Below are 23651 nucleotides of genomic sequence, written 5' to 3' on the forward strand. Positions count from 1 at the left end.
CCATGCCGCACTTTATTGCTGAATGTACCGACAACATCCGCGAGCAGGCCGACCTGCCAGGGCTGTTCGCCAAAGTGAACGAGGCGCTCGCCGCCACGGGCATCTTCCCCATCGGCGGTATCCGCAGCCGCGCCCACTGGCTGGACACCTGGCAGATGGCAGACGGTAAGCACGATTACGCCTTTGTGCATATGACGCTGAAGATCGGCGCGGGGCGCAGCCTGGAAAGCCGGAAAGAGGTCGGTGAAATGCTGTTTGCGCTGATCAAAACGCACTTCGCGGAGCTAATGGCGGGCCGTTATCTGGCGCTCTCTTTCGCCATGGAAGAACTCGATCCGACGCTGAACTACAAACAAAACAACGTGCACGCGTTGTTTAAGTAGACATCTTTTTCGCCCGGTGGCGCTTCGCTTACCGGGCCTACAACGGCTCGAACGTAGGCCGGGTAAGCGAAGCGCCACCCGGCAACAGCCGCACAAAGGATACGCCATGCTCGACAAACACACCCATACCCTGATCGCCCACCGCCTGCATCAGGCGGAACAATCCCGGGAGCAGATCCGCGCGATCTCGCTGGAGTACCCGGAGATCACCATTGAAGACGCCTACGCCGTCCAGCGCGAATGGGTGAGCCTGAAAATCGCCGAAGGCCGCGTGCTGAAAGGCCACAAGATCGGCCTCACCTCCAAAGCGATGCAGGCCAGCTCGCAGATCAGCGAGCCGGACTACGGCGCGCTGCTGGACGATATGTTCTTCCACGACGGCAGCGACATCCCCGTGGATCGCTTTATCGTCCCGCGCATTGAAGTGGAGCTGGCCTTCGTGCTGGCAAAACCGCTGCGCGGCCCGAACTGCACGATCTTCGACGTCTACAACGCCACGGATTACGTCATCCCCGCCCTGGAGCTGATCGACGCCCGCTGCCATAACGTTGACCCGGAAACCCAGCGCCCGCGCAAGGTGTTCGACACCATCTCCGATAACGCCGCCAACGCGGGCGTGATCCTCGGCGGCCGCCCGATTAAACCCGACGAGCTGGATCTGCGCTGGATCTCCGCCCTGCTCTACCGCAACGGTGTGATCGAAGAGACCGGGGTCGCCGCAGGCGTGCTTAACCACCCGGCAAACGGCGTGGCGTGGCTGGCGAACAAACTCGCGCCATACGACGTGCAGCTTGAGCCAGGCCAGATCATCCTCGGCGGCTCGTTTACCCGCCCGGTTGCCGCCAGCAGAGGCGACACCTTCCACGTCGACTACGGCAACATGGGCTCCATCAGTTGCCGCTTTGTGTAGGAGTGCACCATGGAAAACGCATTTAAGACCGCGCTGAAAGCCGGAAAGCCGCAAATCGGCCTGTGGCTGGGGCTGACCAGCAGCTACAGCGCTGAGCTACTGGCCGGGGCCGGTTTTGACTGGCTGCTGATCGACGGAGAGCACGCGCCGAACAGCGTGCAAACCATCCTGACTCAGCTACAGGCCATCGCCCCTTATCCCAGCCAGCCGGTGGTGCGCCCGTCGTGGAACGATCCGGTGCAGATCAAGCAGCTGCTGGACGTGGGGGCGCAAACCCTGCTGGTGCCGATGGTGCAAAACGCCGACGAAGCCCGTCTGGCGGTCAGCGCCACCCGCTATCCGCCTGCCGGCATTCGCGGCGTCGGCAGCGCGCTGGCGCGGGCGTCGCGCTGGAACCGCATCCCGGAGTATCTGCATCAGGCTAACGACGCCATGTGCGTGCTGGTGCAAATCGAAACTCGCGAGGCGCTGAAAAACCTGCCGCAGATCCTGGACGTGAAAGGGGTGGACGGCGTGTTTATCGGCCCGGCGGATCTGAGCGCCGACATGGGCTTCGCCGGTAATCCGCAGCACCCGGAGGTGCAGGCCGCCATTGAACAGGCGATCGCGCAGATCCTCAGCGCGGGCAAAGCGCCCGGCATCCTGATGGCGAATGAACAGCTGGCAAAACGCTATCTCAGCCTCGGCGCGTTGTTTGTCGCGGTCGGCGTGGATACCACCCTGCTCGCCCGCAGCGCCGAAGCGCTGGCGGCCCGCTTTACCGACGTCACCACAGCAGTTGATAACAATAAATCCGTCTACTAAACGTACGATGTGGAGCGCAACATGACGACCTCAACCCTGCATAATAAAGCTGTTGAACATCGCGTTATTAATAAGCTGTTCCGTCGTTTGATCGTGTTTCTTTTTATCCTGTTTGTTTTCTCGTTTCTCGATCGCATCAACATCGGCTTTGCCGGGCTGACGATGGGCAAAGATCTGGGCCTCACGTCAACCATGTTTGGCCTGGCCGCGACGCTGTTTTACGTGACCTACGTGCTGTGCGGTATCCCCAGCAACATCATGCTGGCGAAGGTCGGCGCCCGCCGCTGGATCGCCGGGATCATGGTGGTGTGGGGCATCGCCTCTACCTGCACCATGTTCGCCACCAGCCCCGAAACGCTCTACGTCCTGCGCATGCTGGTGGGCATTGCCGAAGCCGGTTTCCTGCCGGGCATTCTGGTCTATCTCACCTGGTGGTTCCCGGCGTATCACCGCGCCCGCGCCAACGCGCTGTTTATGATCGCCATGCCGGTGACCATGATGCTCGGCTCGATCCTCTCCGGGTACATTCTGGCGATGGACGGGCTGTGGAACCTGAAGGGCTGGCAGTGGCTGTTCCTGCTGGAGGGGCTGCCATCGGTGGTGCTCGGCGTGGTGACCTGGTTCTACCTTAACGACACCCCGGCACAGGCCACCTGGCTGGATGATGACGAAAAGCAGGCACTCAAAACGATGATCGCCCGCGAGCAGGAGCTGGCCATTGCGCATACCGCCACGCCGCGCTCGACGCTGCGCGAGGTGCTGACGCCCGCCGTGCTGCTCTACACGCTGGCCTACTTCTGCCTGACGAATACGCTGAGCGCGATCAACATCTGGACGCCGCAGATCCTGCAAAGCTTCAACACCGGCAGCAGCAATATCGTGATTGGCCTGCTGGCGGCGATTCCGCAGTTTTGCACCATCCTCGGGATGATCTGGTGGAGCCGCCGCTCCGACAGGCTGAAAGAGCGAAAAAAGCACACCATCCTGCCGTATCTGTTTGCAGCGGCGGGATGGATGCTGGCCTCGGCGACCGATCACAGCCTGATCCAGCTGCTTGGCATCATCATGGCCTCAACCGGATCGTTTACCGCCATGGCGATATTCTGGACCACGCCGGATCAGGTTATTAGCCTGCAATCCCGCGCGGTGGCGCTGGCGGTGATCAACGCCATCGGCAACGTCGGGTCTGCCGTCAGCCCATTGCTGATAGGTATTCTGCGCGACGCGACCGGCAGCTTCAGCTCGGGACTGTGGTTCGTGGCGGGTCTGCTGGTGGTGGGCGCGCTGGTGCTGACGCGCATTCCGATGACGCAGCGGGATCAACAGAGGAACGATCATGTGCCAGAGCCCCATCGCCAACATTGATATCAGCAAGGATTACGACGAAAGTCTGGGCACCGACGATGTGCACTACCAGTCGTTTGCCCGCATGGCGGCCTTTTTTGGCCGCGACATGCAGGCGCACCGCCACGACCAGTATTTTCAGATGCATTTTCTCGACACCGGGCAGATTGAGCTCCAGCTCGACGACCACCGTTACTCGGTGCAGGCGCCGCTGTTCGTGCTAACGCCACCGTCGGTGCCGCACGCGTTTATTACCGAATCCGACAGCGACGGCCACGTGCTGACGGTGCGCGAGGATCTCATCTGGCCGCTGTTAGAAGTGCTCTACCCCGGTACGCGGGAAGCGTTCGGCCTGCCGGGGATCTGCCTGTCGCTTGCCGACAGGCCTGACGAGCTGGCGGCGCTGAAGCACTACTGGCAGCTGATTGCCCGGGAATCCACGGAACAACTGCCCGGTCGCGAGCATACGCTGGTCCTGCTGGCCCAGGCCGTTTTTACCCTGCTGCTGCGCAACGCGAAGCTCGACGACCACGCGTCAGGCGGCATGCGCGGTGAGCTGAAGCTTTTTCAGCGCTTTAACCAGCTGACAGATGCTCATTACCACGAGCACTGGACGGTGCCGGAGTATGCAAGCGAATTGCATCTCACCGAATCTCGCCTGACCGATATCTGTCGCCGCTTCGCCAACCGCTCGCCGAAACGGCTGATCTTCGACCGCCAGCTGCGGGAAGCCAGGCGTTTGCTGCTGTTTTCCGACAGCACAGTGAGCGAAATTGCCTGGCAGCTGGGGTTTAAAGATCCGGCCTATTTCGCCCGTTTTTTTAACCGACTGACGGGGTGCTCACCCAGCGCATACCGGGCGCAGAAAGTACCGGTTTCCTGAACGCATAACGGTTCGTAGGGCGGGTAAGCGCAGCGCAACCCGCCGAAAAGCCGCACAGATCACAAAACCACATCTCACCCGAAAAGTACCTGCCGTTGTCCCAATCGTCCCTTCACGTTCCGCCCGTCTCAAGCTTCAATTAAACAACAAAAACAAAACATAAATTTAACAACCATCTTCCGATACGAGGTCCCTATGAAGCCTGAAGATTTCCGCGCTGATGCCAAACGTCCGTTAACCGGTGAAGAGTATTTAAAAAGCCTGCAAGATGGCCGTGAGATTTATATCTACGGCGAGCGCGTTAAGGACGTCACTACCCACCCGGCATTTCGCAATGCGGCGGCGTCCATCGCCCATATGTACGATGCCCTGCACAAGCCAGACATGCAGGATACCCTCTGCTGGGGTACCGATACCGGCAGCGGCGGCTACACCCATAAATTCTTCCGCGTGGCGAAAAGTGCCGACGATCTGCGCCAGCAGCGTGACGCCATCGCCGAGTGGTCGCGCCTGAGCTACGGCTGGATGGGGCGTACGCCGGACTACAAAGCCGCGTTCGGCTGCGCGCTCGGCGCTAACCCTGCCTTCTACGGTCAGTTCGAGCAGAACGCCCGCAACTGGTACACCCGTATTCAGGAAACCGGCCTGTACTTTAACCACGCCATCGTCAACCCGCCGATCGATCGCCATAAACCGGCGGACGAGGTGAAAGACGTTTACATCAAGCTGGAGAAAGAGACCGACGCCGGGATCATCGTCAGCGGCGCGAAAGTGGTGGCCACCAACTCGGCATTGACCCACTACAACATGATCGGTTTTGGTTCTGCGCAGGTGATGGGCGAAAACCCGGACTTCGCGCTGATGTTCGTCGCGCCGATGGATGCCGAAGGGGTGAAGCTGATCTCCCGCGCCTCATACGAGATGGTGGCAGGGGCGACAGGCTCTCCGTACGACTACCCGCTCTCCAGCCGCTTTGACGAGAACGACGCCATTCTGGTAATGGATCATGTGCTGATCCCATGGGAAAACGTGCTGATCTACCGCGATTTCGACCGCTGCCGTCGCTGGACGATGGAAGGTGGCTTCGCCCGCATGTACCCGCTTCAGGCCTGCGTGCGTCTGGCAGTGAAGCTCGACTTCATCACCGCTCTGCTGAAGAAGTCGCTGGAGTGTACCGGCACCCTCGAGTTCCGCGGCGTGCAGGCGGATCTCGGCGAAGTGGTGGCGTGGCGCAACATGTTCTGGGCGCTGAGCGACTCCATGTGCTCCGAAGCCACTCCGTGGGTAAACGGCGCGTATCTGCCTGACCACGCGGCGTTACAGACTTACCGCGTGATGGCACCCATGGCCTATGCGAAGATCAAGAACATCATCGAACGTAACGTGACCTCCGGGCTGATCTACCTGCCGTCCAGCGCGCGGGACCTGAACAACCCGCAGATCGACCAGTACCTGGCGAAGTACGTGCGCGGCTCCAACGGGATGGATCATGTCGAACGCATCAAGATTCTGAAACTGATGTGGGATGCCATCGGCAGCGAGTTTGGCGGACGTCACGAGCTGTACGAAATCAACTACTCCGGTAGCCAGGATGAGATCCGCCTGCAATGCCTGCGTCAGGCGCAAAGCTCCGGCAACATGGACAAGATGATGGCGATGGTTGACCGCTGCATGTCCGAGTACGACCAGCACGGCTGGACCGTACCGCACCTGCACAACAACACTGATATCAATATGCTGGATAAGCTGCTGAAATAACGCAGCGGGAGGTTTCAATGCAATCTGAAGAACGCCTGCGTTTTCGCGACGCGATGGCCAGCCTGTCGGCGGCGGTGAATGTGGTCACCACCGAGGGCGATGCGGGTCGCTGCGGCATTACCGCCACCGCCGTCTGTTCGGTCACGGACACCCCGCCCTCGGTCATGGTCTGCATCAACGCCAACAGCGCCATGAACCCGGTCTTCCAGGGCAACGGCAAACTGTGCGTCAACGTGCTGAACCACGAGCAGGAGATCATGGCCCGCCACTTTGCCGGGATGACCGGCATGGCAATGGAGGAGCGCTTTGCTCTCTCCTGCTGGCAGAAAGGACCGCTGGCGCAGCCGGTGCTGAAAGGCGCTCTGGCAAGCCTGGAAGGTGAGATAACCCAGGTGCAAACCATCGGCACCCATCTGGTCTACCTTGTGGAGATTAAGAACATCATCCTCAGCAGCGAGGGGCACGGCCTGATCTACTTCAAACGCCGTTTCCACCCGGTGATGATGGAGATGGAAGCCGCGATTTGATCCCGTTGCACAAAAAAACGCTAAGGTTTCCGCAAAGGTGCGCCGTTAACTATCCATAAGATAAATTTTCCGGGGCGGCTGGCAACGTCGTCAGCCGCCCCCTTAACGCTGGAAAGTCTTATGGCCCCTTCACCCCGAAGCCGCTCGGCTGAACGTCTGGTTGAAATCATTATTGCCCTGCATCGCAACGGAAGCGTTAATCGCCGCGATCTGATGCAAAAATTTGGCATTACCGAACGCACGGTGTACCGCGATTTACAGGCGCTTTCCCCGATTATTGAACACGACGGCAAAGGGCGCTATCAGCTGCTGCCCGCGTATCAGCCCTGCCGCTGCGTGCACTGCCCTGAAGCGAACGACAAAAGCCCACAGGGCTAAATTATTCTCAGTGATCTCAATCACATATTTTCTCCCACCGGGGGTGAGCCTTAACCACTCACCCTCGCTTTTGACCGCTCACGCATCGCTTTCAACCACTCACCCATTTACCGTGCTTTACACGCGCGAGGATCTGGCACGATCGCTCCAGCATTAATCAATACCTCCTCACAACGAACCCTGACCCTTTTTTCTTTACATAAAAAACCAGGTCTTATTATGGATACTAAAAAACTACTTAAGCACGTGCCCTGGGCCATCCTCGGGATCATCGGTGCTTTCTGTCTGGCGGTTGTCGCATTACGCCGGGGCGAGCACGTCAGCGCCCTGTGGATCGTGGTCGCGTCGGTTTCCGTCTACCTTGTGGCTTATCGCTACTACAGCTTGTACATCGCGCAGAAGGTTATGAAGCTCGACCCGACGCGCGCCACCCCGGCGGTTATTAACAACGACGGCCTGAACTACGTGCCAACCAACCGTTACGTGCTGTTTGGTCACCACTTCGCCGCCATTGCAGGCGCGGGTCCGCTGGTCGGTCCGGTGCTGGCTGCGCAGATGGGCTACCTGCCGGGTACGCTCTGGCTGCTGGCGGGCGTGGTGCTGGCGGGAGCGGTGCAGGACTTTATGGTGCTGTTTATCTCCTCGCGCCGTAACGGTTCGTCGCTGGGCGAGATGATCAAAGAGGAGATGGGCCGCGTGCCAGGCACGATCGCTCTGTTCGGCTGCTTCCTGATCATGATCATCATCCTGGCGGTGCTGGCCCTGATCGTGGTGAAAGCGCTGGCCGAAAGTCCGTGGGGCGTCTTCACCGTCTGCTCTACCGTACCGATTGCGCTGTTCATGGGCATCTACATGCGCTTCCTGCGCCCTGGCCGCGTTGGCGAGGTGTCGATCATCGGTATCGTGCTGCTGGTCGCCTCCATCTACTTCGGCGGCGTGATTGCGCACGACCCGTACTGGGGTCCGGCGCTGACCTTTAAAGACACCACCATCACCTTCGCGCTGATCGGCTACGCATTCATCTCAGCGCTGCTGCCGGTGTGGCTGATTCTGGCTCCGCGTGACTACCTGGCAACCTTCCTGAAAATCGGCGTTATCGTCGGGCTGGCCATTGGTATTGTGATCATCAACCCGGAGCTGAAAATGCCGGCGGTGACGCAGTACATTGACGGTACCGGTCCGCTGTGGAAAGGCGCCCTGTTCCCGTTCCTGTTTATCACCATTGCCTGCGGTGCCGTGTCTGGCTTCCACGCGCTGATCGCCTCCGGCACCACGCCGAAGCTGATGGCCAACGAAACCGACGCGCGCTTCATCGGTTACGGCGCGATGCTGATGGAATCCTTCGTGGCGATCATGGCGCTGGTTGCGGCGTCGATTATCGAGCCTGGCCTGTACTTTGCGATGAACACCCCGCCGGCGGGTCTCGGCCTTACCATGCCAAACCTGCATGAGATGGGCGGCGAAAATACCGCGCTGATCCTGGCACAGCTGAAAGACGCCAGCGCGCACGCGGCGGCGACCGTCAGCTCCTGGGGCTTCGTGATTTCGCCCGAGCAGATCATGCAGACCGCAAAAGACATCGGCGAACCGTCCGTGCTGAACCGCGCAGGTGGCGCGCCAACGCTGGCGGTGGGTATCGCACACGTGTTCCACAAAGTGCTGCCGTGGGCGGACATGGGCTTCTGGTACCACTTCGGCATTCTGTTTGAAGCGCTGTTCATCCTCACCGCGCTGGATGCCGGTACGCGTGCAGGCCGCTTCATGTTGCAGGATCTGCTGGGTAACTTCGTGCCATTCCTGAAGAAAACCGACTCTCTGGTGGCCGGCGTTCTGGGCACTGCGGGCTGCGTAGGCCTGTGGGGTTATCTGCTGTATCAGGGCGTTGTTGACCCGCTGGGCGGCGTGAAGAGCCTGTGGCCGCTGTTCGGTATCTCTAACCAGATGCTGGCGGCTGTGGCCCTGGTGCTGGGTACCGTTGTCCTCGTGAAGATGAAACGCACCAAATACATCTGGGTCACCGTGGTGCCTGCGCTGTGGCTGCTGCTCTGCACTACCTGGGCGCTGGGTCTGAAACTGTTCAGCACCAACCCGCAGCTGGAAGGCTTCTTCTTCATGGCTAACCAGTACAAAGAGAAGATTGCCGCAGGCGGCGCGGATCTGACCGCGCAGCAGATTGCCAACATGAACCATATCGTGGTGAACAACTACACCAACGCGGGTCTGAGCATTTTGTTCCTGGTGGTGGTGTACAGCATTATCTTCTACGGCATCAAAACCTGGATGAAAGTGCGTAACGTTGAGGGCCGTACGGACAAAGAGACCCCGTACGTACCGGTGCCGGAAGGCGGCGTGAAGACCTCCTCACACCATTAATTAAGCATGTTACTGTAGGCCCGGTAAGCGTAGCGCCACCGGGCTTCTTCTATCTGGAACCCTCAATGTTTGGTAACTTAGGCGAAGCAAAAAAATACCTCGGTCAGGCGGCGAAAATGCTGATTGGCATTCCGGACTATGACAACTACGTTGAGCATATGAAGACCAACCATCCGGATAAGCCGTACATGACCTACACTGAATTCTTCCGCGAGCGTCAGGAAGCGCGCTACGGCGGAAGTGGAGAAGGCGGCGTCCGCTGCTGCTAAAGGAGAAACCATGACCCCGATTGCCGTTACCCTGCTGACCGGTTTCCTCGGCGCCGGTAAAACCACCCTGCTGCGCCACATTCTGAACGAGCAGCACGGCTTCAAAATCGCCGTCATCGAAAACGAATTTGGCGAAGTCTCCGTTGACGATCAGCTGATTGGCGACCGCGCCACCCAGATCAAAACCCTGACCAACGGCTGCATCTGCTGCACCCGCTCTAACGAATTAGAAGACGCCCTGCTGGACCTGCTCGACAGCCGCGATCGCGGTGACATCGACTTCGACCGACTGGTGATCGAGTGCACCGGCATGGCCGACCCCGGCCCGATTATTCAGACCTTTTTCTCCCATGAGATCCTCTGCCAGCGCTACCTGCTGGACGGCGTCATCGCTCTGGTGGATGCGGTACACGCCGACGAGCAGATGAACCAGTTCACCATCGCCCAGTCCCAGGTTGGCTACGCCGACCGCATCCTGCTGACCAAAACCGACGTGGCGGGTGAAAGTGAAAAACTGCGCGAGCGCCTGACGCGCATCAACTCGCGTGCGCCCATTTACACGGTGACGCATGGCGATATCGATCTCGCTCAGCTGTTCAACACCAACGGCTTTATGCTGGAAGAGAACGTCACCGCGAAACCGCGCTTCCACTTTATGTCCGACAAGCAAAACGACGTGGCGTCGATTGTGGTGGAGCTGGACTACCCGGTGGACATCAGCGAGGTCTCCCGCGTGATGGAGAACCTGCTGCTGTCATTTGCCGACAAGCTGCTGCGCTATAAAGGGATGCTGTGGATCGACGGCGAGCCGAACCGCCTGCTGTTCCAGGGCGTGCAGCGCCTGTACAGCGCCGACTGGGATCGCCCGTGGGACGATGAAGCGCCGCACAGCGTGATGGTGTTTATTGGAATACAGCTGCCGGAAGAGGAAATTCGGGCAGCGTTTGCGGGGCTGAAAAAATAAGATACATCAGGGCCAATTTTTAATGGCCCTGATTTAATTACTGTCTCACATTTTCGATTTTTTTATTCTCATCTCTCTGGCAGAGAAGTAAGATTACAGCACAAGCACCAATTACCATTGCTGTATTTCGTTGGATAAAGAGGACATCTGTCAATCCCATAAGAAATAGCGCTGACATATAAAGCAGCAACCCAACATTAAACTTATTCTTTTTTTCGCAGGAAGCTAAAAAACCAGTGACATAAAACAATATAATAGCAATGACGCCTAAAAGGCCCTGTAAGCTAAAGCTTTCAATTATATCATTATGGAAATGATATTTTATAGCCCTGACTGCTTCCGCGCTTTTATAGTTTTGTTCAATATATTCTCTTGCATTATTATAACGCTTTTCTGCATCCTGACCAAAAAGTGATAAACTCGCTACGTGCTGTCCTGCGTCAAGCATAACAAAACGTGCTCCTAAAGATGTGTTAGCATTATTTTTTTGTAATTGTTGGATGTTATCATAAGCCTCAACAATTCTCTTTTGCATCTTATAAGCTATACCTCCGCCAATGATGGATATTGCCAGTAATGCTAAAAACCAATAACGAGGCTTTACATTTCTCAATTCAAAACATGCCAGGACGAAGCAGACAATGAAAAAAGTGCCTATAGCGCCTCTGGTTTCTGTCATCAGTAATAAATAAGAGAATATGAAAAATGTAGCAATGTTAAATACAGTACGGTAAAGCTGATTTGAAACTGCTTTTTTAATAAGAGAAAAACACAGAACTGACTGAACAACCATTATATAAGCAGTAGTCGTAGCAGCATCGGCTAGTAATTTAATTCTGGTTATACCAGTCGCTTGCTCCTGGTAACCAAACCAAACGGTGATTAAACCTAGAACAACGCTAGTGCAAGCAGCGAATTTCCAGCTTTGGATTGAAATTACATTTACGGATTTAAGCAAATAAAATGCCATTACTCCTGACAGGATGAGCAACTTTCCGCCAGCATAATAATTATCTTTAATATCCTGTAAATGTGTCGATGGAAATATCATCGACCAAATTAGCTTACTGGCACCGAGAAGCACAATGCTCAACAAAAATGCTATTGCGATTTTATTACTCAATAGCCATTGACGAAAACCCTTCCAACTTTCCAAAAAAAGAAGGCCAAAAATAGAAAGATAACAACCCATGTAAAATAGCTTTCTTGGATAAGCCTCTATAAAAAGATCGCTTCCAACTGTAAACACAACAAGAATGAAAATAATGTTAACATTTAACCTTTTAATGTATTCACGACTTAACATGTTTAGTTTGCCTTTTTTCCAAGAAACGAGCCAAATGATAACGAACAAACATACAGAAAGCTTCAATAAACTGTTTCTTATTATTAAGCGTTTTATAGCATTTCTTTAGTTCTTTCGCACAACGTGGACTAACATCTTCAACATCACACCAGGGTGACATTTTTTTATATTTACGATAGTAGGTGCTTATTTGCTGTTGATTCCATAACTGCCATGGTTTATCGCTACCAACATAATGTAACAAAACTGTTTCATTGGGTGGTTCACGCATGAAATCTACCTTTTTGTGTCCCGCCTTTATTTGGCAATTATACTTTCCATCTATAAACATTATTTTTTCGTTCAGGACAACATTAAGAGCATCTTGATCAAAATACTTAAAGTCAGCCCCGCGCTCCAGTAAGCATTCAAAAACTTTTTGCGATATTTTATTTTCATTCCACGTTCTGGCATCAACATAAAGAACGCCAGAATTAAAATAATCGCAACCAGACATATTAATAGATTCTGAAAGAGCAATCTGATGCTCCGGCTCCCTGACAGCACAACAAATATTATTTATCGGCTTATGGTTTTCTAATAGATCATAAATACTATCCAGCGCTATAATATCGGCATCAACATATAAAAAATAACGATATTCTTTAATTAAATACGGAGCCAGGAGACGGAAATATATTGAGACCGGGAAAATTGAATTCTTAGGAAAAACATCCAGAGCGTCAGCAGATACAATAATAATTGTCAGTGCATGTTGAGTATTCTTGATAATAGACTGCAATCTGGAAAACTCAACTTCATTGCTTTTATCTGTAATAATGAAAAAATGCAATGGAACTTCCGAAGTTTTTTCCACAATTGATAACATCGAGATCCCACAATGCTTTAGAAAATTTTCATCGACACCATAAACAACTGCTGAATATTGAACTTCAACATCGAGATTAAAATTCGTTACTTGCACGCCCAATATATTTTCGTTTAAATTAAGAATGGTTGGGTTCATCATTATTTATCGAGCTCAAAAATACTTATAATACATAAGATAACAAATAATAGCTGCCTTCCCCAGTACTTTCTCTAATTTGTTTAGCAATCATACAAAACATGATAATCTTGGAAAAAATGACAGGTTAACCTTTTGAATAACATATAAAAAAGCACTATACCCATAGACGCATGGGTATAGTGCTGCGTTACTTTAGAAATGGTCGATTAACCAACCGCTCTCATTTCAACGCCTCCGGCAGCGTCACAATCCATTGCTCGCTGTCGGACTCCGGTTTCTTCAACGGCTTCACGCTGAGGGTGGTTTCAACCGGTTTGTCATCCAGCGTCAGCGCCCCCTGCGCGTTCACCCTATAATCCTTGAGCTTCTTGCCTTCGACTGGCTTCTGCATCGCCACCTTCACGCCAAAGTCATTATCGTTCGCCACTGCCAGCGTTTTGCTGTCAATCAGCGCCAGCCCTTCGGCCTTTTCCTGCTGCCAGCCCAGCGCACGCAGATCGACCACCTGCGTTTTTTCCGCAAGCGTGATGCCGCGCTGCGCCAGCGTTTTCTCATCATCAAACTCCGGGTATTCGCCCGGCTTGTCGAAGGCCGCCAGATCGCTCGCCTTGCTCAGATCAACCCTGTAGATGAGGTTACGCATTGCGTCATTTTTATCCTCGCCCTGTTCAATCAGCAGGATGGTGTGGTTATCCAGCGCCACTATGTCGCCGATTTTGGCGTCGCTGTTTTTGCTGTAGGCCGCGCTGTCGACAGGGTAGCCGTACATCGCGGTTTTCCCGGTCGCCGGATCGAAGCTCACCAGACGCGTAAACAGCGCCTGTTTTTTGCTCTTCCCGTCGATATCCAGCGTGCTTTGCACGGCGGCGATAATGCGTCCGTCCGGCATGCGGGTCAGCCCTTCAAAGCCCCGGTTTGCCTGACGCCATTTGATAACGTTTGGCAGACCGCCCGCGATGGATTTCTCCCCTTCCGTCGCCTGCGGACCGTGGATCGCGAGGATTTTCCCTTTACTGTCGACGTTAATCAGGAACGGGCCATACTCATCGCACAGCCAGTAACCGCCCTTCCCGTCCGGCGTGATGCCTTCCGTATCCAGCCCGCGGTTATCGCCTTTCAGCACTTTTAAGGTGTCGCTTAGCGCGACTTCATTGGTAGATCCAATCACGCCGCTTTGCAGCGGCAGGCCGTTGATCTCGCCTTTATCATCATGCAGCGGTCGCGCGTCCACGGCCTCCGCTTTGCCGTTTAGCACACGGATCGTCATCAGCAGCGGGGCGAAATCCGGGGTAGCAAAGATTTTGGCATCGCTTTTCCCCATTTTTGGCGAATCCGCGTTAGGACCGCGATCGGTCACGGTCGCAAACGTCAGCGCATCGCCCTGCTTGCCCGTGAATAACAAACCCGAACCAATCCCCACCGGGAGCCCGTTCGGGAATGCGCTGGCAAACGCACCGCTGTATTTGACATGCGCGCCTTCGGGAAAGCTGACGACGTAGCGCTCCGCGGTTGGCTGTGCCGCCAGGCCAGAGAAAGAGAGCGCACAACCGATTAGCACAGGAATAATTTTTCTTTTCATATTGTTAGCATCCAGTAAGTGAAGCCAACAACGTAATGAAGAAAGGTGTCAGAAAAATGACATGTAATGGCAACGAAGCGGCGCGTACGGACGTATATCAATCACCAGAAATGTAAACCTCTGTCTTTATCTGTGTCAGCTGAAATACTTTTGGAAATTATTAGAAACCCAATTAATTCATGGCGAAGGACTATTTGCACCTCGTTCATTTTACGTTTAGCCAGGAATGTAAACTGTCCCTAAACGCGAATGTATTGGACATTGACGATTTGCCATATAAACAACTCATCAACATTTACCATTCAAAAACCCAACAAAAACAGCATATAAATGCGAGACATATCACATTTGCAGTCATAAACATCGCTTGTTAAGGTGTCCTCAGATTAATTTAATGACGAGGAAACACTCATGAAAAAACTTAACATCCTGATCCTTTCTGCTCTGACCGCCGTATCGGGCTCCGCACTGGCCATGGGTGGCAGCATTGAGCAGGGTAAAAACTTTACTAACCTCAATCTGGAAATGGGGAAATCCTCATCCGGCCTGTATGCGGAGAGCAACTGGCTGAAAAACACCGATGACGGCACCCAGACCGGCGGCGTTGGGGCAGGCTACAACCTGGAAGTGGGTCCGGTGATGCTGAACGCTGGCGCGAAAGCCATCTACATCGGCCCGAAAAAAGGCGATAACGGCGTAGCATTCCCGATTGGCGGCGGCGTTAACGTTGCGCTTACGGACAGCATTCACGTGTTTGGTGAAGGTTATGTGGCGCCAGACGGCCTGAACAACAGCGTGAAGAACTATGTTGAAGCTAACGGCGGCGTAAGCTGGACGCCAGTCAAACCTGTCACGCTGAAAGTGGGCTATCGCCACGTGAGCGTAGACGGTAAAGACGGTCGTCCAAACCACACGCTGATCGATGGTGCATATGTAGGCGGTGGAGTGTCCTTCTAAGCCTGTTTGCGCGTTTCGCCCGGCGGCGCTACGCTTGCACGGGCCTACAATGAAGGGTGCAATGTATTAAAATTATTGCACATTGATTGTAGGCCGGGTAAGCGCAGCGCCACCCGGCAAGAAAGGCGATGCGACCGTTAATAAAAAACCTGCCGGATGGCAGGTTTTTTTTATTACCGCATTACTTGCGAACGACCACCAGCTTCTGGTTCACAAACTCTTTGATCCCCAGGTCCGACAGCTCGCGTCCGTAACCCGAACGTTTTACGCCGCCGAACGGCAGCTCTGCCGCAGTGTCGGTGAGCCAGTTGATGTACACCATCCCGGTCTCAATGCGCGACGCCATTTTCTTCGCGCGCTCGATGTTCTGGCTGAACACCGCGCCGCCCAGACCGTAGTGGGAATCGTTAGCCAGTGCGACCGCTTCGTCGTCGCTTTTCACCACGTAAACCTGCGCTACCGGACCGAAGAACTCCTCGAAGTACGCCGGGTTATCACGCGAGATATGCGTCAGGATGGTCGGCTCAAAGAAGCTTCCGTCACGCTGAACCGGCTTGCCGCCATGGTGCAGCTTCGCGCCATTTTTCACCGCCTCGTTAACCTGTTTGGTCAGCGTTTCCAGAGCATCTTTAGACGACAGCGGCCCCAGCGTGGTGCTTTCGTCCAGCGGATCGCCAATTTTCACCTGCTTAAACGCCTCGGTGAATTTGCTCAGGAAGGCGTCTGCAATCTTTTCATGCAGGATAAAGCGCTTCGCCGCGGTACAGACCTGCCCGGCATTGTTCAGCCGCGCGTTAACGCCGATCTTCACGGCTTTATCCAGGTCGGCATCGTCCAGCACCACGAAGACATCGTTCCCGCCCAGTTCCAGGGTCGATTTTTTGAGGTGCTTCGCAGCCTGTGCCGCAACCACGCTACCCGCTTTTTCTGAACCGGTCAGCGCCGCCCCCTGTACGCGATCGTCGGCGATAATGTTCGCCACCTGTTCGGACGAGATAAACAGGTTGGTCCACGCCCCTTCCGGCGCGCCCGCTTCACGTACCAGTTGTGCAAAGGTCTCTGCACAGTGCGGCACGATGCTGGCGTGCTTGGCGATCACCGGGTTGCCCGCTGCCAGGTTTGGCGCCAGAACGCGCATCAGCTGATAGTACGGGAAGTTCCATGGCTCGACGGCCATCAGCACGCCGATGGGGTGATGTTCAACCCATGCTTCCCCGAGTTCAGAGTCATACTTCACCGGGGCCAGGAACTGCTTCGCGTTGTCCGCATAGTAGCGGGCGATTTGCGCGCACAGCTTCACTTCGCCGCGGCTTTGTTCGATGAGCTTACCCATCTCCTGACTGGCGATTTTCGCCAGATCCTCCACGCGTTCGTCGATCAGGTCCGCCAGCTTATGCAGCACCGGCAGGCGCTGGCTTATGTCGCCTTTCGCCCAGTCGGAGTGATAGAGCGCATCGGCTGCCTTCAGCGCCGCTTCAACGTCTGCGTCAGTGTGAGAGGGATATTCTTTGATGAGCTGGTTCGTGGCAGGATTTACTGTCTGGTAAGCCATATCGAATCTCCTTGTTTTACCGCTTAGGGTATTAAGGGTAGTCAATCTGACTGGCTTTGAAGGTAAAGTTGGGTATATACGGAGGGTTCTTAACAAGACGCTGCCAGGCGATGCGCAGACATGGTATAAAAAATGCTCATCAATGGAGTTCCTATGACCGATACCCGCCACATCCGCCAGACCTTTAACCGCGCAGCAGGCCTTGAGCTGCGCAGTACGTGGCAAAGCACCCGGGCATATAAACGTCATTGCCATCCACAGCTCTCCATCGGCGCGATTGTGGAAGGCCAGACCTGCTGCGTAAGTCATGGCAATGCGTACGATCTTGATCCCGGTGATCTTATCGTGATCCCGGCTTATGCCCCGCACAGCTGCAACCCCGTTGCCGGGAAGCCGCGCAGTTACCATATGCTCTATATCGACACCGATCTTCCCCTGGCGCTACAGGTTATTCGCGATCCCACGCTCTTTAAGCACTTTCTTGCCGTTGTCGGGACGATGTCCTCCGCATCCGTGGAGACTCTGCTTTCTGCCCTTCCCCGTTGCGCGGGTGAGATGAATGCACCTCGCTCAACCAGCCAGCAGGTTCAGCAGGCGTTACTCTCCGACCTTGCCGCACCGCCTTCCCTTGACGAACTCGCCCAACGATTCTCACTGCGCAAGGAGACGCTGATCCGCACTTTCAGGCAGGATACCGGCCTGACGCCGGGCAGTTTCCTCAACATTTCGCGCGTGGAGTACGCCAAAGCGCGGCTGCGCGCGGGGGATAATATCGCCGACGTGGGCTACCAGAGCGGGTTTGCCGACCAGAGTCATTTTCATAAGACCTTCGTGAATTATACCGCTGCCACGCCGCGCCAGTACGCCACGGGCCGATCAATATCAGACAATAATCAGGATACGTAACGTCGTAAGGTGACCTCAGATTTGTCACTGAGGTCGCTATGGAACTGTTATTTCCCTCCGCCTTTCTTGCCCTGGCGCTGGCGCATTTTGTTGCCCTGTTAAGCCCGGGCCCGGACTTCTTCCTGCTGGTAGGCTACGCCGCCCGCTACCGGCTGCGCGGCAGCGCCGGATTGTGTCTCGGCATCGCAGCAGGTAACGGGTTGTATATCTTACTGGTGATTATCGGCTGGAGCGCGCTGCGCCAGTTTGGGTGGCTGTTTACGCTTATCGAACTGTCCGGCGCGCTGTACCTGCTGTGGATTGGCTCGCACCTTGTGCGCAGCCGCCCGCAGCCGCTGGCGCTGGAAGAACCCCGCCAGCGCTGCCCTTCTCTGCGTAAGCAAATCCTGCTGGGGCTGGGTTCGGCGCTGTTAAATCCCAAAAACGCGTTGTTCTACCTGGCGCTAATGACAGCGTTACTCGGGCCGGACGTCACGCTGCTTCAGCAGGCGACCTGCGGCGTCTGGATGGTGATGGTGGTGCTGGTATGGGATCTGGCGCTGATATCCCTGATGGGGTTACCGGCGGTTCAGCGAAAGCTCAGCCGTTCGCTCTGGCTGATAGAGCGCACGGCAGGGGTGGTGTTGATGGGGTTTGGTGGGTGGGTGCTGTGGCGGTTTTTGCACTTTTCCCCCGTATCCCTCTATCCTTAACCCATGGAAAAACATACCGAACTCAAACGCGCCAAGCTTCTCGCGCTGTCGCTGCTGCTGATTGCCGTCGCAGCGTTTATCACCACTCTGTTCCTGCCGCAAACCTTCTGGGTGCGCGGCGTAAAGGCCATTGCCGAAGCGGCGATGGTCGGCGCGCTGGCGGACTGGTTTGCCGTTGTCGCGCTGTTCCGCCGGGTGCCAATTCCCTTTATCTCGCGCCATACGGCGATTATCCCGCGCAATAAAGACCGCATCGGCGACAATCTCGGCCAGTTCGTGCAGGAAAAGTTTCTCGATACGCAATCCCTTGTCGATCTTATCCGTCGCTACGAGCCCGCACAGATGATTGGGACCTGGTTCAGCCAGCCCGATAACGCCCGGCGCGTGGGGCAGCATCTGGTGCAGGTGATGAGCGGTTTTCTGGAACTTACCGACGATGGACGCATTCAGCGCCTGCTCAAACGCGCCGTGCACAAGGCTATCGACAAAGTCGATCTAACCGAGACCAGCGCCGTCATGCTGGAAAGCATGACCAAAAACAACCGTCACCAGGTGCTGCTGGACGCCATCATCAACCGCCTGATTACCCTGATTCAGCGGGAAAGCACGCGGGAATTTATTGCCGACCAGATCGTCCACTGGCTTAAGACCGAGCATCCGCGCAAGGCGATGGTGCTGCCCACCGAGTGGCTGGGCGATCAAAGCGCGGAGATGGTGTCGAACGCGGTGAACACGCTGCTGGACGATATCAGCCACGACCGCACGCACCAGATCCGTCAGGCGTTTGACCGCGCCACGATCAAGTTCATCGACAATCTGAAAAACGATCCGGAGATGACGGCGAAAGCCGAGAATATCAAACACTACCTGAAGAATGACGAAGCCTTTAACCGCTATCTGGGGGAAATGTGGGCTGACCTGCGCCAGTGGCTGAAAAATGACATGCAGAGCGATGATTCCCGCGTGAAGCAGCGTATCGCCAACGCCGGGCTGTGGTTTGGCGAAACGCTGACCAACGACGCCAGCCTGCGGGCGTCGCTGAATGAGCATCTGGAGCAGGCCGCGCACCGCGTGGCGCCGGATTTCGCCGCGTTCCTGACGCGCCATATCAGCGACACGGTGAAAAGCTGGGATGCCAAAGACATGTCACGCCAGATAGAACTCAATATCGGTAAAGATCTTCAGTTCATTCGCGTTAACGGTACCCTGGTGGGCGGAACAATTGGCCTGATCCTGTTTCTGCTCTCGCAGTTGCCTGCCGTGCTGGGGCATTAATCTGCTTTTGGCGGCGCGATAACGTAGCGCGTCGCCTCGAAGCGGTTCAGGATCAGGTGCACCAGAAAGACCATCGTCAGCGTGACCACCAGCGCGAAGGTGACGGAGGTGATGCGGTACAGATCGCTGAACACCAGGTCGCTGTCCGGGTGCATGTTCTGCCCGAACATAATGCCGATGGTGGTGATACTGGCGAAGCCTACCCCGGCGCCGACCTTCTCCATTACGTGCAGACGCGCGCCAAACGCCAGTCCAAGGCCAATCAGCGGCATCATCAGCAGCATATGGCTGCTGTGATCGTAGAGGATAAGCTGGACGACAAGGATATAAAGACACCCCAGCACCACGCCGACTACGCGCCAGATGGAGCTGATAACCGATCCGCGATAGTGCATCGGGAACAGGATCAGAATGCCCGCCATCAGCGCCGAAAGAGAATCGCTTAAGTCGCTCATCTGGAACACCACGAAAATCAGCGTCGCCACGGTGCCCGAGAGCAGAGACTCGTGGCGCACGCGGGCGTCATCTTTCTCGATCAGCGGCGGCGGCTTACGCGGCTCCACGTCCGGCAGCAGGTAGTTCATCAGCGCGCTCAGGCACACCGCCATCACGCTCGCTTCGATGTTAGAGAATAAAAGCGTGTGCCAGTTGGTGGTGGGGTAGCTCATAAAGTTGAGCATCACGCTCTGGCAAACCACGCCCATCGAGCCGAACAGGAACAGCGGCCCCTTACTCATAAAGCGAAAACGCATCACGTACAGGGCAAACACCACCAGCGTCATAATGACCGGCCACTGGGACAGATAGCCGATGATAAACACCATTTCGATGCAGTTCAGCGAGGCGCTGAAGATAAACTGCTTCGCCACGTGGCGGTTAAACACCGGCACCAGCGAGAGCAGCATGATCGGATAGACCACAAAAAACACGCCGTAGCTGGTGTTGTAGAAACTCGAAATACTGAGCGCAATCATCCCGGCAAAGACGATACGCAGGGTCTGGCGAAAGTCGTTTGCCGTATAGACGATGTTGCCGTGCGGGGTAAATACCCGCGCCAGGGTGCTAATAGACATAGTGAAGCAGGCTCACCAGATGGATTTGCATCCCGGAGAAGAATCGCGCAAACGGCCCTTCGCTATTGTAGAGCTGCACGGTGGCGCGCGCGCCGGTCGGCAGCGACTTCGGTAAGGCTTCGTCCAGCGCCACGTGAATGCGCATACGCTGGGCATCACGCACCCAGCGGTTGGAGGTTTCCGGTTCAGAAAGTTGACCGTTTACGGCCTCCTGTCCGGCGAGGATCCCCGCGTCGCTGCTGGTGACGTGGGCACGGAAAACTTGCCCCGGGAAGGCGTCGAACACCACGGCGGCGTCGGTCCCCTGGTGGGTATGCCGCAGGCTCTTCTCGCGGAAATCCGCCACGATATCGATCCGGGTGTTCACCAGCGCCAGCGCAGCCGAACCGGACGAGGCGTAAAAACCGGGGCTTAATTGCAGGTTACTGACCGTGCCGTCCGCCTCGGCGTAGACCTTCGTCCAGCCAAGATTCAGCTCCGCTTCATCCAGCGCGTTACGGTATTTTTGCAGCGTCACGTTGTGGTGCTCGTCCCGCTCGCCGCGCTGAATGCGCAGGTTATGAATATTCGCCTGAATCGAGCTGACGGACTGCTCGCTGCTCTGCCAGGTGGTACGGACCTTATCCAGATCCGCCTGCGACACGCTCTGCAAGGTGCTCAGTTTCTGGTAGCGGTCGAAGGTCACTTTGTCATTACGCGCCGTCAGCACCGCGGTTTTCAGGCTGGCCTGCGCCGCGGCAATCTGCGCGTCCAGCTGATCGTTAGACAGACGCGCCTGTTCCAGCGCAATCTGCGCCGCTTCGACCTTATTGCGAAACGGCGTGGCGTCGAGCTCAAACAGCAGATCGCCTCTCTTAACCTGGCTATTGTTGTGGACATGTACCGCCGCCACATACCCGGAGACGCGGGCAGACACCGGGGTCACCACGCGCATCACGGTGGAGTCCGGCGTCAGCGGGATCCAGATATCCGCGACGATAAAGTAGACAAACATCAGCAGGAAAGAGGCAATACTCACCCTTACCCAGCGGGCAAACTTTTGTTCAGGAGTCATTATTTTTCGGTCTTATTATCTTCTTCGCGGATTGTCCGCAAATTGCAGGCGATTTGATTGAGTGTGGCGCTGAAAATATCGAGATGTTCCGGCGCGATGTTTTGCGATACGCGCGCCTGATACGTCTCAATCACCTGAGAGAGCCTTTCAAGAATGGCTTTTCCCTCAGGCGTCAGCGTCAGCAGCCGGATACGCTTGTCATACGGCGAGACGGTGCGCAGCAGGTAGCCCTGCTTTTCCAGCTGTGTCAGCGTACGCATTAGCGGAGGCAGTTCAATCCCCTGCACTTCCGCCAGCTCGCTGACCGAGACGTTATCCCCGAGTTGATGAAGCTGCATCATCACCGTCCAGCTCGACTGGGTTAACCCGGTGTCGAGAATGGCGTCGTCGATGACTGCGCGCCACTGACGCACGATCATCGCCATCCGCATGCCCATCGGCCTGCGGTTAAACAGATCTTCTTCACTCATGGGGAATCCTCTCGTAGTACGCCATTACGATAATAGTTATCAGGGTAAGTATCAAGAAACGCGAGGTGAAAGAGCAGGAATTGCGAAACGATGTTCTCCCTCTCCCTGTGGGAGAGGGTCGGGGTGAGGGCATCAGCCCGCAACGGCGTTTAGCGGCTAAAATGCTTCCTGACGGCACTTTTCCCCGAAGCCGTCACCACCACCTCCCTGTACCCCGCCACCCGCTGGATCCAGCCTTTGCTTTCCAGATAAATCAACAGCGCAGCGCCCGCCTCACCGCCAAGATGAAACCGCCGCTCGCTCCAGTCCAGGCAGGCGCAGCACGCCTTGCGACGGGTATTGGGATTTAACGGAATACCAAGCTTCAGAAACTGCTCGCGGCCATGTAGCGTGAGCGCTGAACCGTCTGCCTCAAGCCAGCCTTCCGCCTGCATGAATTCATAGATATGCACCGCCACCGTTCCGGCAAGATGGTCGTAGCAGGTTCGTGCTTCGCGCAGGGCTTTTGGCGCGGAGGTTTCCGGCGGCGTGATGCGGCTCCAGGAGAGCCCCATCATCTGCTCGACAAGCGCCGCCACGTCGTGTCCCGCCAGGCGATAGTAGCGATGCCGCCCCTGAGACAGGCAGGTAATCAACTTTCCCTCCACCAGCCGCGCCAGATGCCCACTGGCGGTCGACGGCGCAACGTCTGCCGCCACGCTCAGCTCTGTAGCCGTCCACGCCCGCCCGTCCATCAGAGCACAGAGCATCTTCACGCGCGACGGATCGGCCATTGTAGCCGCTACAGCGGCAATGGCCTGTTCCAGCGCCGCCGCAATTTCACCCTGCTCGCCGGGCCTGTTGTCGAAAATCACATGAACGTCATACATCCGCGTGCCCTCCCGTTTCGGAGCTGTACTCCCGCATCAGCTGCGCCACGCGAATACGGTAGAAAGAAAAAATCGACGCCCGGCCTTCGGCCTGCGCGGCCTGATGGAAGACATTCTGCTTCCAGCGGCGGACGGCCTCTTCATCCCGCCACCAGGAAAGGGACAGGATTTTGCCGTCGGTCGTCAGGCTCTGGAACCGTTCGATATCAATAAAGCCGTCGATATCGGCCAGCAAAGGCTTAAGCTCTGCGGCAAGTTGAAGATAGCGCGCCTGATGCGCCGGTGCAGCTTTAGCTTCGAAAAGGACTGCGATCAT

The 23651-nt window shown here is 55.8% G+C and carries 24 protein-coding genes; 15 read left to right on the plus strand and 9 right to left on the minus strand.

The window, feature by feature from the left end:
* Positions 1 to 2: 2 nt before the first annotated feature.
* From ACOTYH_RS13445 to yjiA, 11 genes are all read left to right on the plus strand, one after another.
* Entirely contained in the window at positions 3 to 383 is a 381-nt protein-coding gene (locus ACOTYH_RS13445; protein WP_023295876.1) for a 5-carboxymethyl-2-hydroxymuconate Delta-isomerase, read from the plus strand.
* 106 nt (positions 384 to 489) lie between these two features.
* Positions 490 to 1293, plus strand: coding sequence for a 2-oxo-hept-4-ene-1,7-dioate hydratase (gene hpaH / locus ACOTYH_RS13450; RefSeq protein WP_015572593.1), 804 nt, complete (start codon positions 490 to 492; stop codon positions 1291 to 1293).
* Positions 1294 to 1302: 9 nt separating this feature from the next.
* Positions 1303 to 2097, plus strand: a complete 795-nt coding sequence (gene hpaI / locus ACOTYH_RS13455) for a 4-hydroxy-2-oxoheptanedioate aldolase (protein ID WP_032670605.1) — start codon at positions 1303 to 1305, stop codon at positions 2095 to 2097.
* Positions 2098 to 2118: 21 nt separating this feature from the next.
* Entirely contained in the window at positions 2119 to 3462 is a 1344-nt protein-coding gene (hpaX, locus tag ACOTYH_RS13460) for a 4-hydroxyphenylacetate permease (RefSeq protein WP_045906503.1), read from the plus strand.
* Positions 3434 to 4324, plus strand: coding sequence for a 4-hydroxyphenylacetate catabolism regulatory protein HpaA (gene hpaA / locus ACOTYH_RS13465; protein ID WP_017383853.1), 891 nt, complete (start codon positions 3434 to 3436; stop codon positions 4322 to 4324). The genes hpaX and hpaA overlap by 29 nt, the downstream gene beginning before the upstream one ends.
* A gap of 195 nt (positions 4325 to 4519) precedes the next feature.
* Complete coding sequence (gene hpaB, locus ACOTYH_RS13470) at positions 4520 to 6082, plus strand: 4-hydroxyphenylacetate 3-monooxygenase, oxygenase component (RefSeq protein WP_193360900.1); 1563 nt, start codon at positions 4520 to 4522, stop codon at positions 6080 to 6082.
* A 17-nt stretch (positions 6083 to 6099) separates the two neighbouring features.
* Positions 6100 to 6609: a 4-hydroxyphenylacetate 3-monooxygenase reductase subunit gene (locus ACOTYH_RS13475; RefSeq protein ID WP_017383854.1), complete on the plus strand. Its 510-nt coding sequence runs from the start codon at positions 6100 to 6102 to the stop codon at positions 6607 to 6609.
* A 120-nt stretch (positions 6610 to 6729) separates the two neighbouring features.
* The gene (locus ACOTYH_RS13480; protein WP_017383855.1) at positions 6730 to 6987 is read left to right on the plus strand and encodes an HTH domain-containing protein; all 258 of its coding nucleotides are present in this window, start codon (positions 6730 to 6732) and stop codon (positions 6985 to 6987) included.
* A gap of 219 nt (positions 6988 to 7206) precedes the next feature.
* Positions 7207 to 9360: a carbon starvation CstA family protein gene (locus tag ACOTYH_RS13485; protein ID WP_058688950.1), complete on the plus strand. Its 2154-nt coding sequence runs from the start codon at positions 7207 to 7209 to the stop codon at positions 9358 to 9360.
* Positions 9361 to 9425: 65 nt separating this feature from the next.
* A complete protein-coding gene (locus ACOTYH_RS13490) occupies positions 9426 to 9629 on the plus strand; it encodes a YbdD/YjiX family protein (RefSeq protein WP_003856610.1) in 204 nt (67 codons plus the stop codon).
* 10 nt (positions 9630 to 9639) lie between these two features.
* Positions 9640 to 10593, plus strand: a complete 954-nt coding sequence (gene yjiA, locus ACOTYH_RS13495) for a GTPase (RefSeq protein WP_058688949.1) — start codon at positions 9640 to 9642, stop codon at positions 10591 to 10593.
* A 37-nt stretch (positions 10594 to 10630) separates the two neighbouring features.
* Here the strand turns inward: yjiA and ACOTYH_RS13500 are convergent, their stop codons facing one another.
* From ACOTYH_RS13500 to ACOTYH_RS13510, 3 genes are all read right to left on the minus strand, one after another.
* On the minus strand, positions 10631 to 11899 hold the full coding sequence (locus tag ACOTYH_RS13500) for an O-antigen ligase family protein (protein ID WP_421637778.1): 1269 nt from the start codon (positions 11897 to 11899) through the stop codon (positions 10631 to 10633).
* On the minus strand, positions 11886 to 12908 hold the full coding sequence (locus ACOTYH_RS13505) for a glycosyltransferase family 8 protein (RefSeq protein ID WP_086626538.1): 1023 nt from the start codon (positions 12906 to 12908) through the stop codon (positions 11886 to 11888). Before ACOTYH_RS13505 ends, ACOTYH_RS13500 begins: the two co-directional genes overlap by 14 nt.
* Positions 12909 to 13128: 220 nt before the next feature.
* Complete coding sequence (locus ACOTYH_RS13510; RefSeq protein ID WP_127348473.1) at positions 13129 to 14487, minus strand: esterase-like activity of phytase family protein; 1359 nt, start codon at positions 14485 to 14487, stop codon at positions 13129 to 13131.
* A 411-nt stretch (positions 14488 to 14898) separates the two neighbouring features.
* Here ACOTYH_RS13510 and ACOTYH_RS13515 point away from each other — a divergent pair, with 411 nt between their 5' ends.
* Positions 14899 to 15444: a YfaZ family outer membrane protein gene (locus ACOTYH_RS13515; protein WP_006810254.1), complete on the plus strand. Its 546-nt coding sequence runs from the start codon at positions 14899 to 14901 to the stop codon at positions 15442 to 15444.
* A 181-nt stretch (positions 15445 to 15625) separates the two neighbouring features.
* Here the strand turns inward: ACOTYH_RS13515 and ACOTYH_RS13520 are convergent, their stop codons facing one another.
* Positions 15626 to 16996, minus strand: coding sequence for an NAD-dependent succinate-semialdehyde dehydrogenase (locus tag ACOTYH_RS13520; protein ID WP_017694568.1), 1371 nt, complete (start codon positions 16994 to 16996; stop codon positions 15626 to 15628).
* 153 nt (positions 16997 to 17149) lie between these two features.
* Here ACOTYH_RS13520 and ACOTYH_RS13525 point away from each other — a divergent pair, with 153 nt between their 5' ends.
* Genes ACOTYH_RS13525 through ACOTYH_RS13535 form a run of 3 tightly spaced genes read left to right on the plus strand, consistent with a single transcriptional unit; the run spans position 17150 to position 19869 of the window.
* Positions 17150 to 17902, plus strand: coding sequence for a helix-turn-helix domain-containing protein (locus ACOTYH_RS13525; protein WP_058688946.1), 753 nt, complete (start codon positions 17150 to 17152; stop codon positions 17900 to 17902).
* Between the two features lie 38 nt (positions 17903 to 17940).
* A complete protein-coding gene (locus ACOTYH_RS13530; protein WP_017383862.1) occupies positions 17941 to 18594 on the plus strand; it encodes a LysE family translocator in 654 nt (217 codons plus the stop codon).
* Positions 18595 to 18597: 3 nt separating this feature from the next.
* Positions 18598 to 19869, plus strand: coding sequence for a DUF445 domain-containing protein (locus tag ACOTYH_RS13535; RefSeq protein WP_015572579.1), 1272 nt, complete (start codon positions 18598 to 18600; stop codon positions 19867 to 19869).
* Here the strand turns inward: ACOTYH_RS13535 and ACOTYH_RS13540 are convergent.
* The 5 genes from ACOTYH_RS13540 to ACOTYH_RS13560 form a co-directional block, all read right to left on the minus strand.
* Positions 19866 to 20942: a DUF2955 domain-containing protein gene (locus tag ACOTYH_RS13540; protein WP_015572578.1), complete on the minus strand. Its 1077-nt coding sequence runs from the start codon at positions 20940 to 20942 to the stop codon at positions 19866 to 19868. The genes ACOTYH_RS13535 and ACOTYH_RS13540 overlap by 4 nt on opposite strands.
* Positions 20932 to 21999: an HlyD family secretion protein gene (locus tag ACOTYH_RS13545; protein WP_100160624.1), complete on the minus strand. Its 1068-nt coding sequence runs from the start codon at positions 21997 to 21999 to the stop codon at positions 20932 to 20934. The genes ACOTYH_RS13540 and ACOTYH_RS13545 overlap by 11 nt, the downstream gene beginning before the upstream one ends.
* The gene (locus ACOTYH_RS13550) at positions 21996 to 22466 is read right to left on the minus strand and encodes a MarR family winged helix-turn-helix transcriptional regulator (protein ID WP_032647140.1); all 471 of its coding nucleotides are present in this window, start codon (positions 22464 to 22466) and stop codon (positions 21996 to 21998) included. The genes ACOTYH_RS13545 and ACOTYH_RS13550 overlap by 4 nt, the downstream gene beginning before the upstream one ends.
* A gap of 149 nt (positions 22467 to 22615) precedes the next feature.
* The gene (locus ACOTYH_RS13555) at positions 22616 to 23335 is read right to left on the minus strand and encodes an ArsR/SmtB family transcription factor (protein ID WP_058688944.1); all 720 of its coding nucleotides are present in this window, start codon (positions 23333 to 23335) and stop codon (positions 22616 to 22618) included.
* Positions 23328 to 23651, minus strand: coding sequence for an antibiotic biosynthesis monooxygenase family protein (locus ACOTYH_RS13560; protein ID WP_032652462.1), 324 nt, complete (start codon positions 23649 to 23651; stop codon positions 23328 to 23330). Before ACOTYH_RS13560 ends, ACOTYH_RS13555 begins: the two co-directional genes overlap by 8 nt.

It is taken from the genome of Enterobacter cloacae complex sp. SHL001, assembly GCF_049236825.1.
Taxonomy (GTDB): Bacteria; Pseudomonadota; Gammaproteobacteria; order Enterobacterales; family Enterobacteriaceae; genus Enterobacter; species Enterobacter hormaechei_C.

What these genes read in the sequence shown, in the direction of transcription:
- ACOTYH_RS13445 (WP_023295876.1), top strand. Translation starts at nt 3, where the DNA reads ATGCCGCACTTTATTGCTGAATGTACCGACAACATCCGCGAGCAGGCC.
- hpaH (WP_015572593.1), top strand. Translation starts at nt 490, where the DNA reads ATGCTCGACAAACACACCCATACCCTGATCGCCCACCGCCTGCATCAG.
- hpaI (WP_032670605.1), top strand. Translation starts at nt 1,303, where the DNA reads ATGGAAAACGCATTTAAGACCGCGCTGAAAGCCGGAAAGCCGCAAATC.
- hpaX (WP_045906503.1), top strand. Translation starts at nt 2,119, where the DNA reads ATGACGACCTCAACCCTGCATAATAAAGCTGTTGAACATCGCGTTATT.
- hpaA (WP_017383853.1), top strand. Translation starts at nt 3,434, where the DNA reads ATGTGCCAGAGCCCCATCGCCAACATTGATATCAGCAAGGATTACGAC.
- hpaB (WP_193360900.1), top strand. Translation starts at nt 4,520, where the DNA reads ATGAAGCCTGAAGATTTCCGCGCTGATGCCAAACGTCCGTTAACCGGT.
- ACOTYH_RS13475 (WP_017383854.1), top strand. Translation starts at nt 6,100, where the DNA reads ATGCAATCTGAAGAACGCCTGCGTTTTCGCGACGCGATGGCCAGCCTG.
- ACOTYH_RS13480 (WP_017383855.1), top strand. Translation starts at nt 6,730, where the DNA reads ATGGCCCCTTCACCCCGAAGCCGCTCGGCTGAACGTCTGGTTGAAATC.
- ACOTYH_RS13485 (WP_058688950.1), top strand. Translation starts at nt 7,207, where the DNA reads ATGGATACTAAAAAACTACTTAAGCACGTGCCCTGGGCCATCCTCGGG.
- ACOTYH_RS13490 (WP_003856610.1), top strand. Translation starts at nt 9,426, where the DNA reads ATGTTTGGTAACTTAGGCGAAGCAAAAAAATACCTCGGTCAGGCGGCG.
- yjiA (WP_058688949.1), top strand. Translation starts at nt 9,640, where the DNA reads ATGACCCCGATTGCCGTTACCCTGCTGACCGGTTTCCTCGGCGCCGGT.
- ACOTYH_RS13500 (WP_421637778.1), bottom strand. Translation starts at nt 11,899, where the DNA reads ATGTTAAGTCGTGAATACATTAAAAGGTTAAATGTTAACATTATTTTC.
- ACOTYH_RS13505 (WP_086626538.1), bottom strand. Translation starts at nt 12,908, where the DNA reads ATGATGAACCCAACCATTCTTAATTTAAACGAAAATATATTGGGCGTG.
- ACOTYH_RS13510 (WP_127348473.1), bottom strand. Translation starts at nt 14,487, where the DNA reads ATGAAAAGAAAAATTATTCCTGTGCTAATCGGTTGTGCGCTCTCTTTC.
- ACOTYH_RS13515 (WP_006810254.1), top strand. Translation starts at nt 14,899, where the DNA reads ATGAAAAAACTTAACATCCTGATCCTTTCTGCTCTGACCGCCGTATCG.
- ACOTYH_RS13520 (WP_017694568.1), bottom strand. Translation starts at nt 16,996, where the DNA reads ATGGCTTACCAGACAGTAAATCCTGCCACGAACCAGCTCATCAAAGAA.
- ACOTYH_RS13525 (WP_058688946.1), top strand. Translation starts at nt 17,150, where the DNA reads ATGACCGATACCCGCCACATCCGCCAGACCTTTAACCGCGCAGCAGGC.
- ACOTYH_RS13530 (WP_017383862.1), top strand. Translation starts at nt 17,941, where the DNA reads ATGGAACTGTTATTTCCCTCCGCCTTTCTTGCCCTGGCGCTGGCGCAT.
- ACOTYH_RS13535 (WP_015572579.1), top strand. Translation starts at nt 18,598, where the DNA reads ATGGAAAAACATACCGAACTCAAACGCGCCAAGCTTCTCGCGCTGTCG.
- ACOTYH_RS13540 (WP_015572578.1), bottom strand. Translation starts at nt 20,942, where the DNA reads ATGTCTATTAGCACCCTGGCGCGGGTATTTACCCCGCACGGCAACATC.
- ACOTYH_RS13550 (WP_032647140.1), bottom strand. Translation starts at nt 22,466, where the DNA reads ATGAGTGAAGAAGATCTGTTTAACCGCAGGCCGATGGGCATGCGGATG.
- ACOTYH_RS13555 (WP_058688944.1), bottom strand. Translation starts at nt 23,335, where the DNA reads ATGTATGACGTTCATGTGATTTTCGACAACAGGCCCGGCGAGCAGGGT.
- ACOTYH_RS13560 (WP_032652462.1), bottom strand. Translation starts at nt 23,651, where the DNA reads ATGATCGCAGTCCTTTTCGAAGCTAAAGCTGCACCGGCGCATCAGGCG.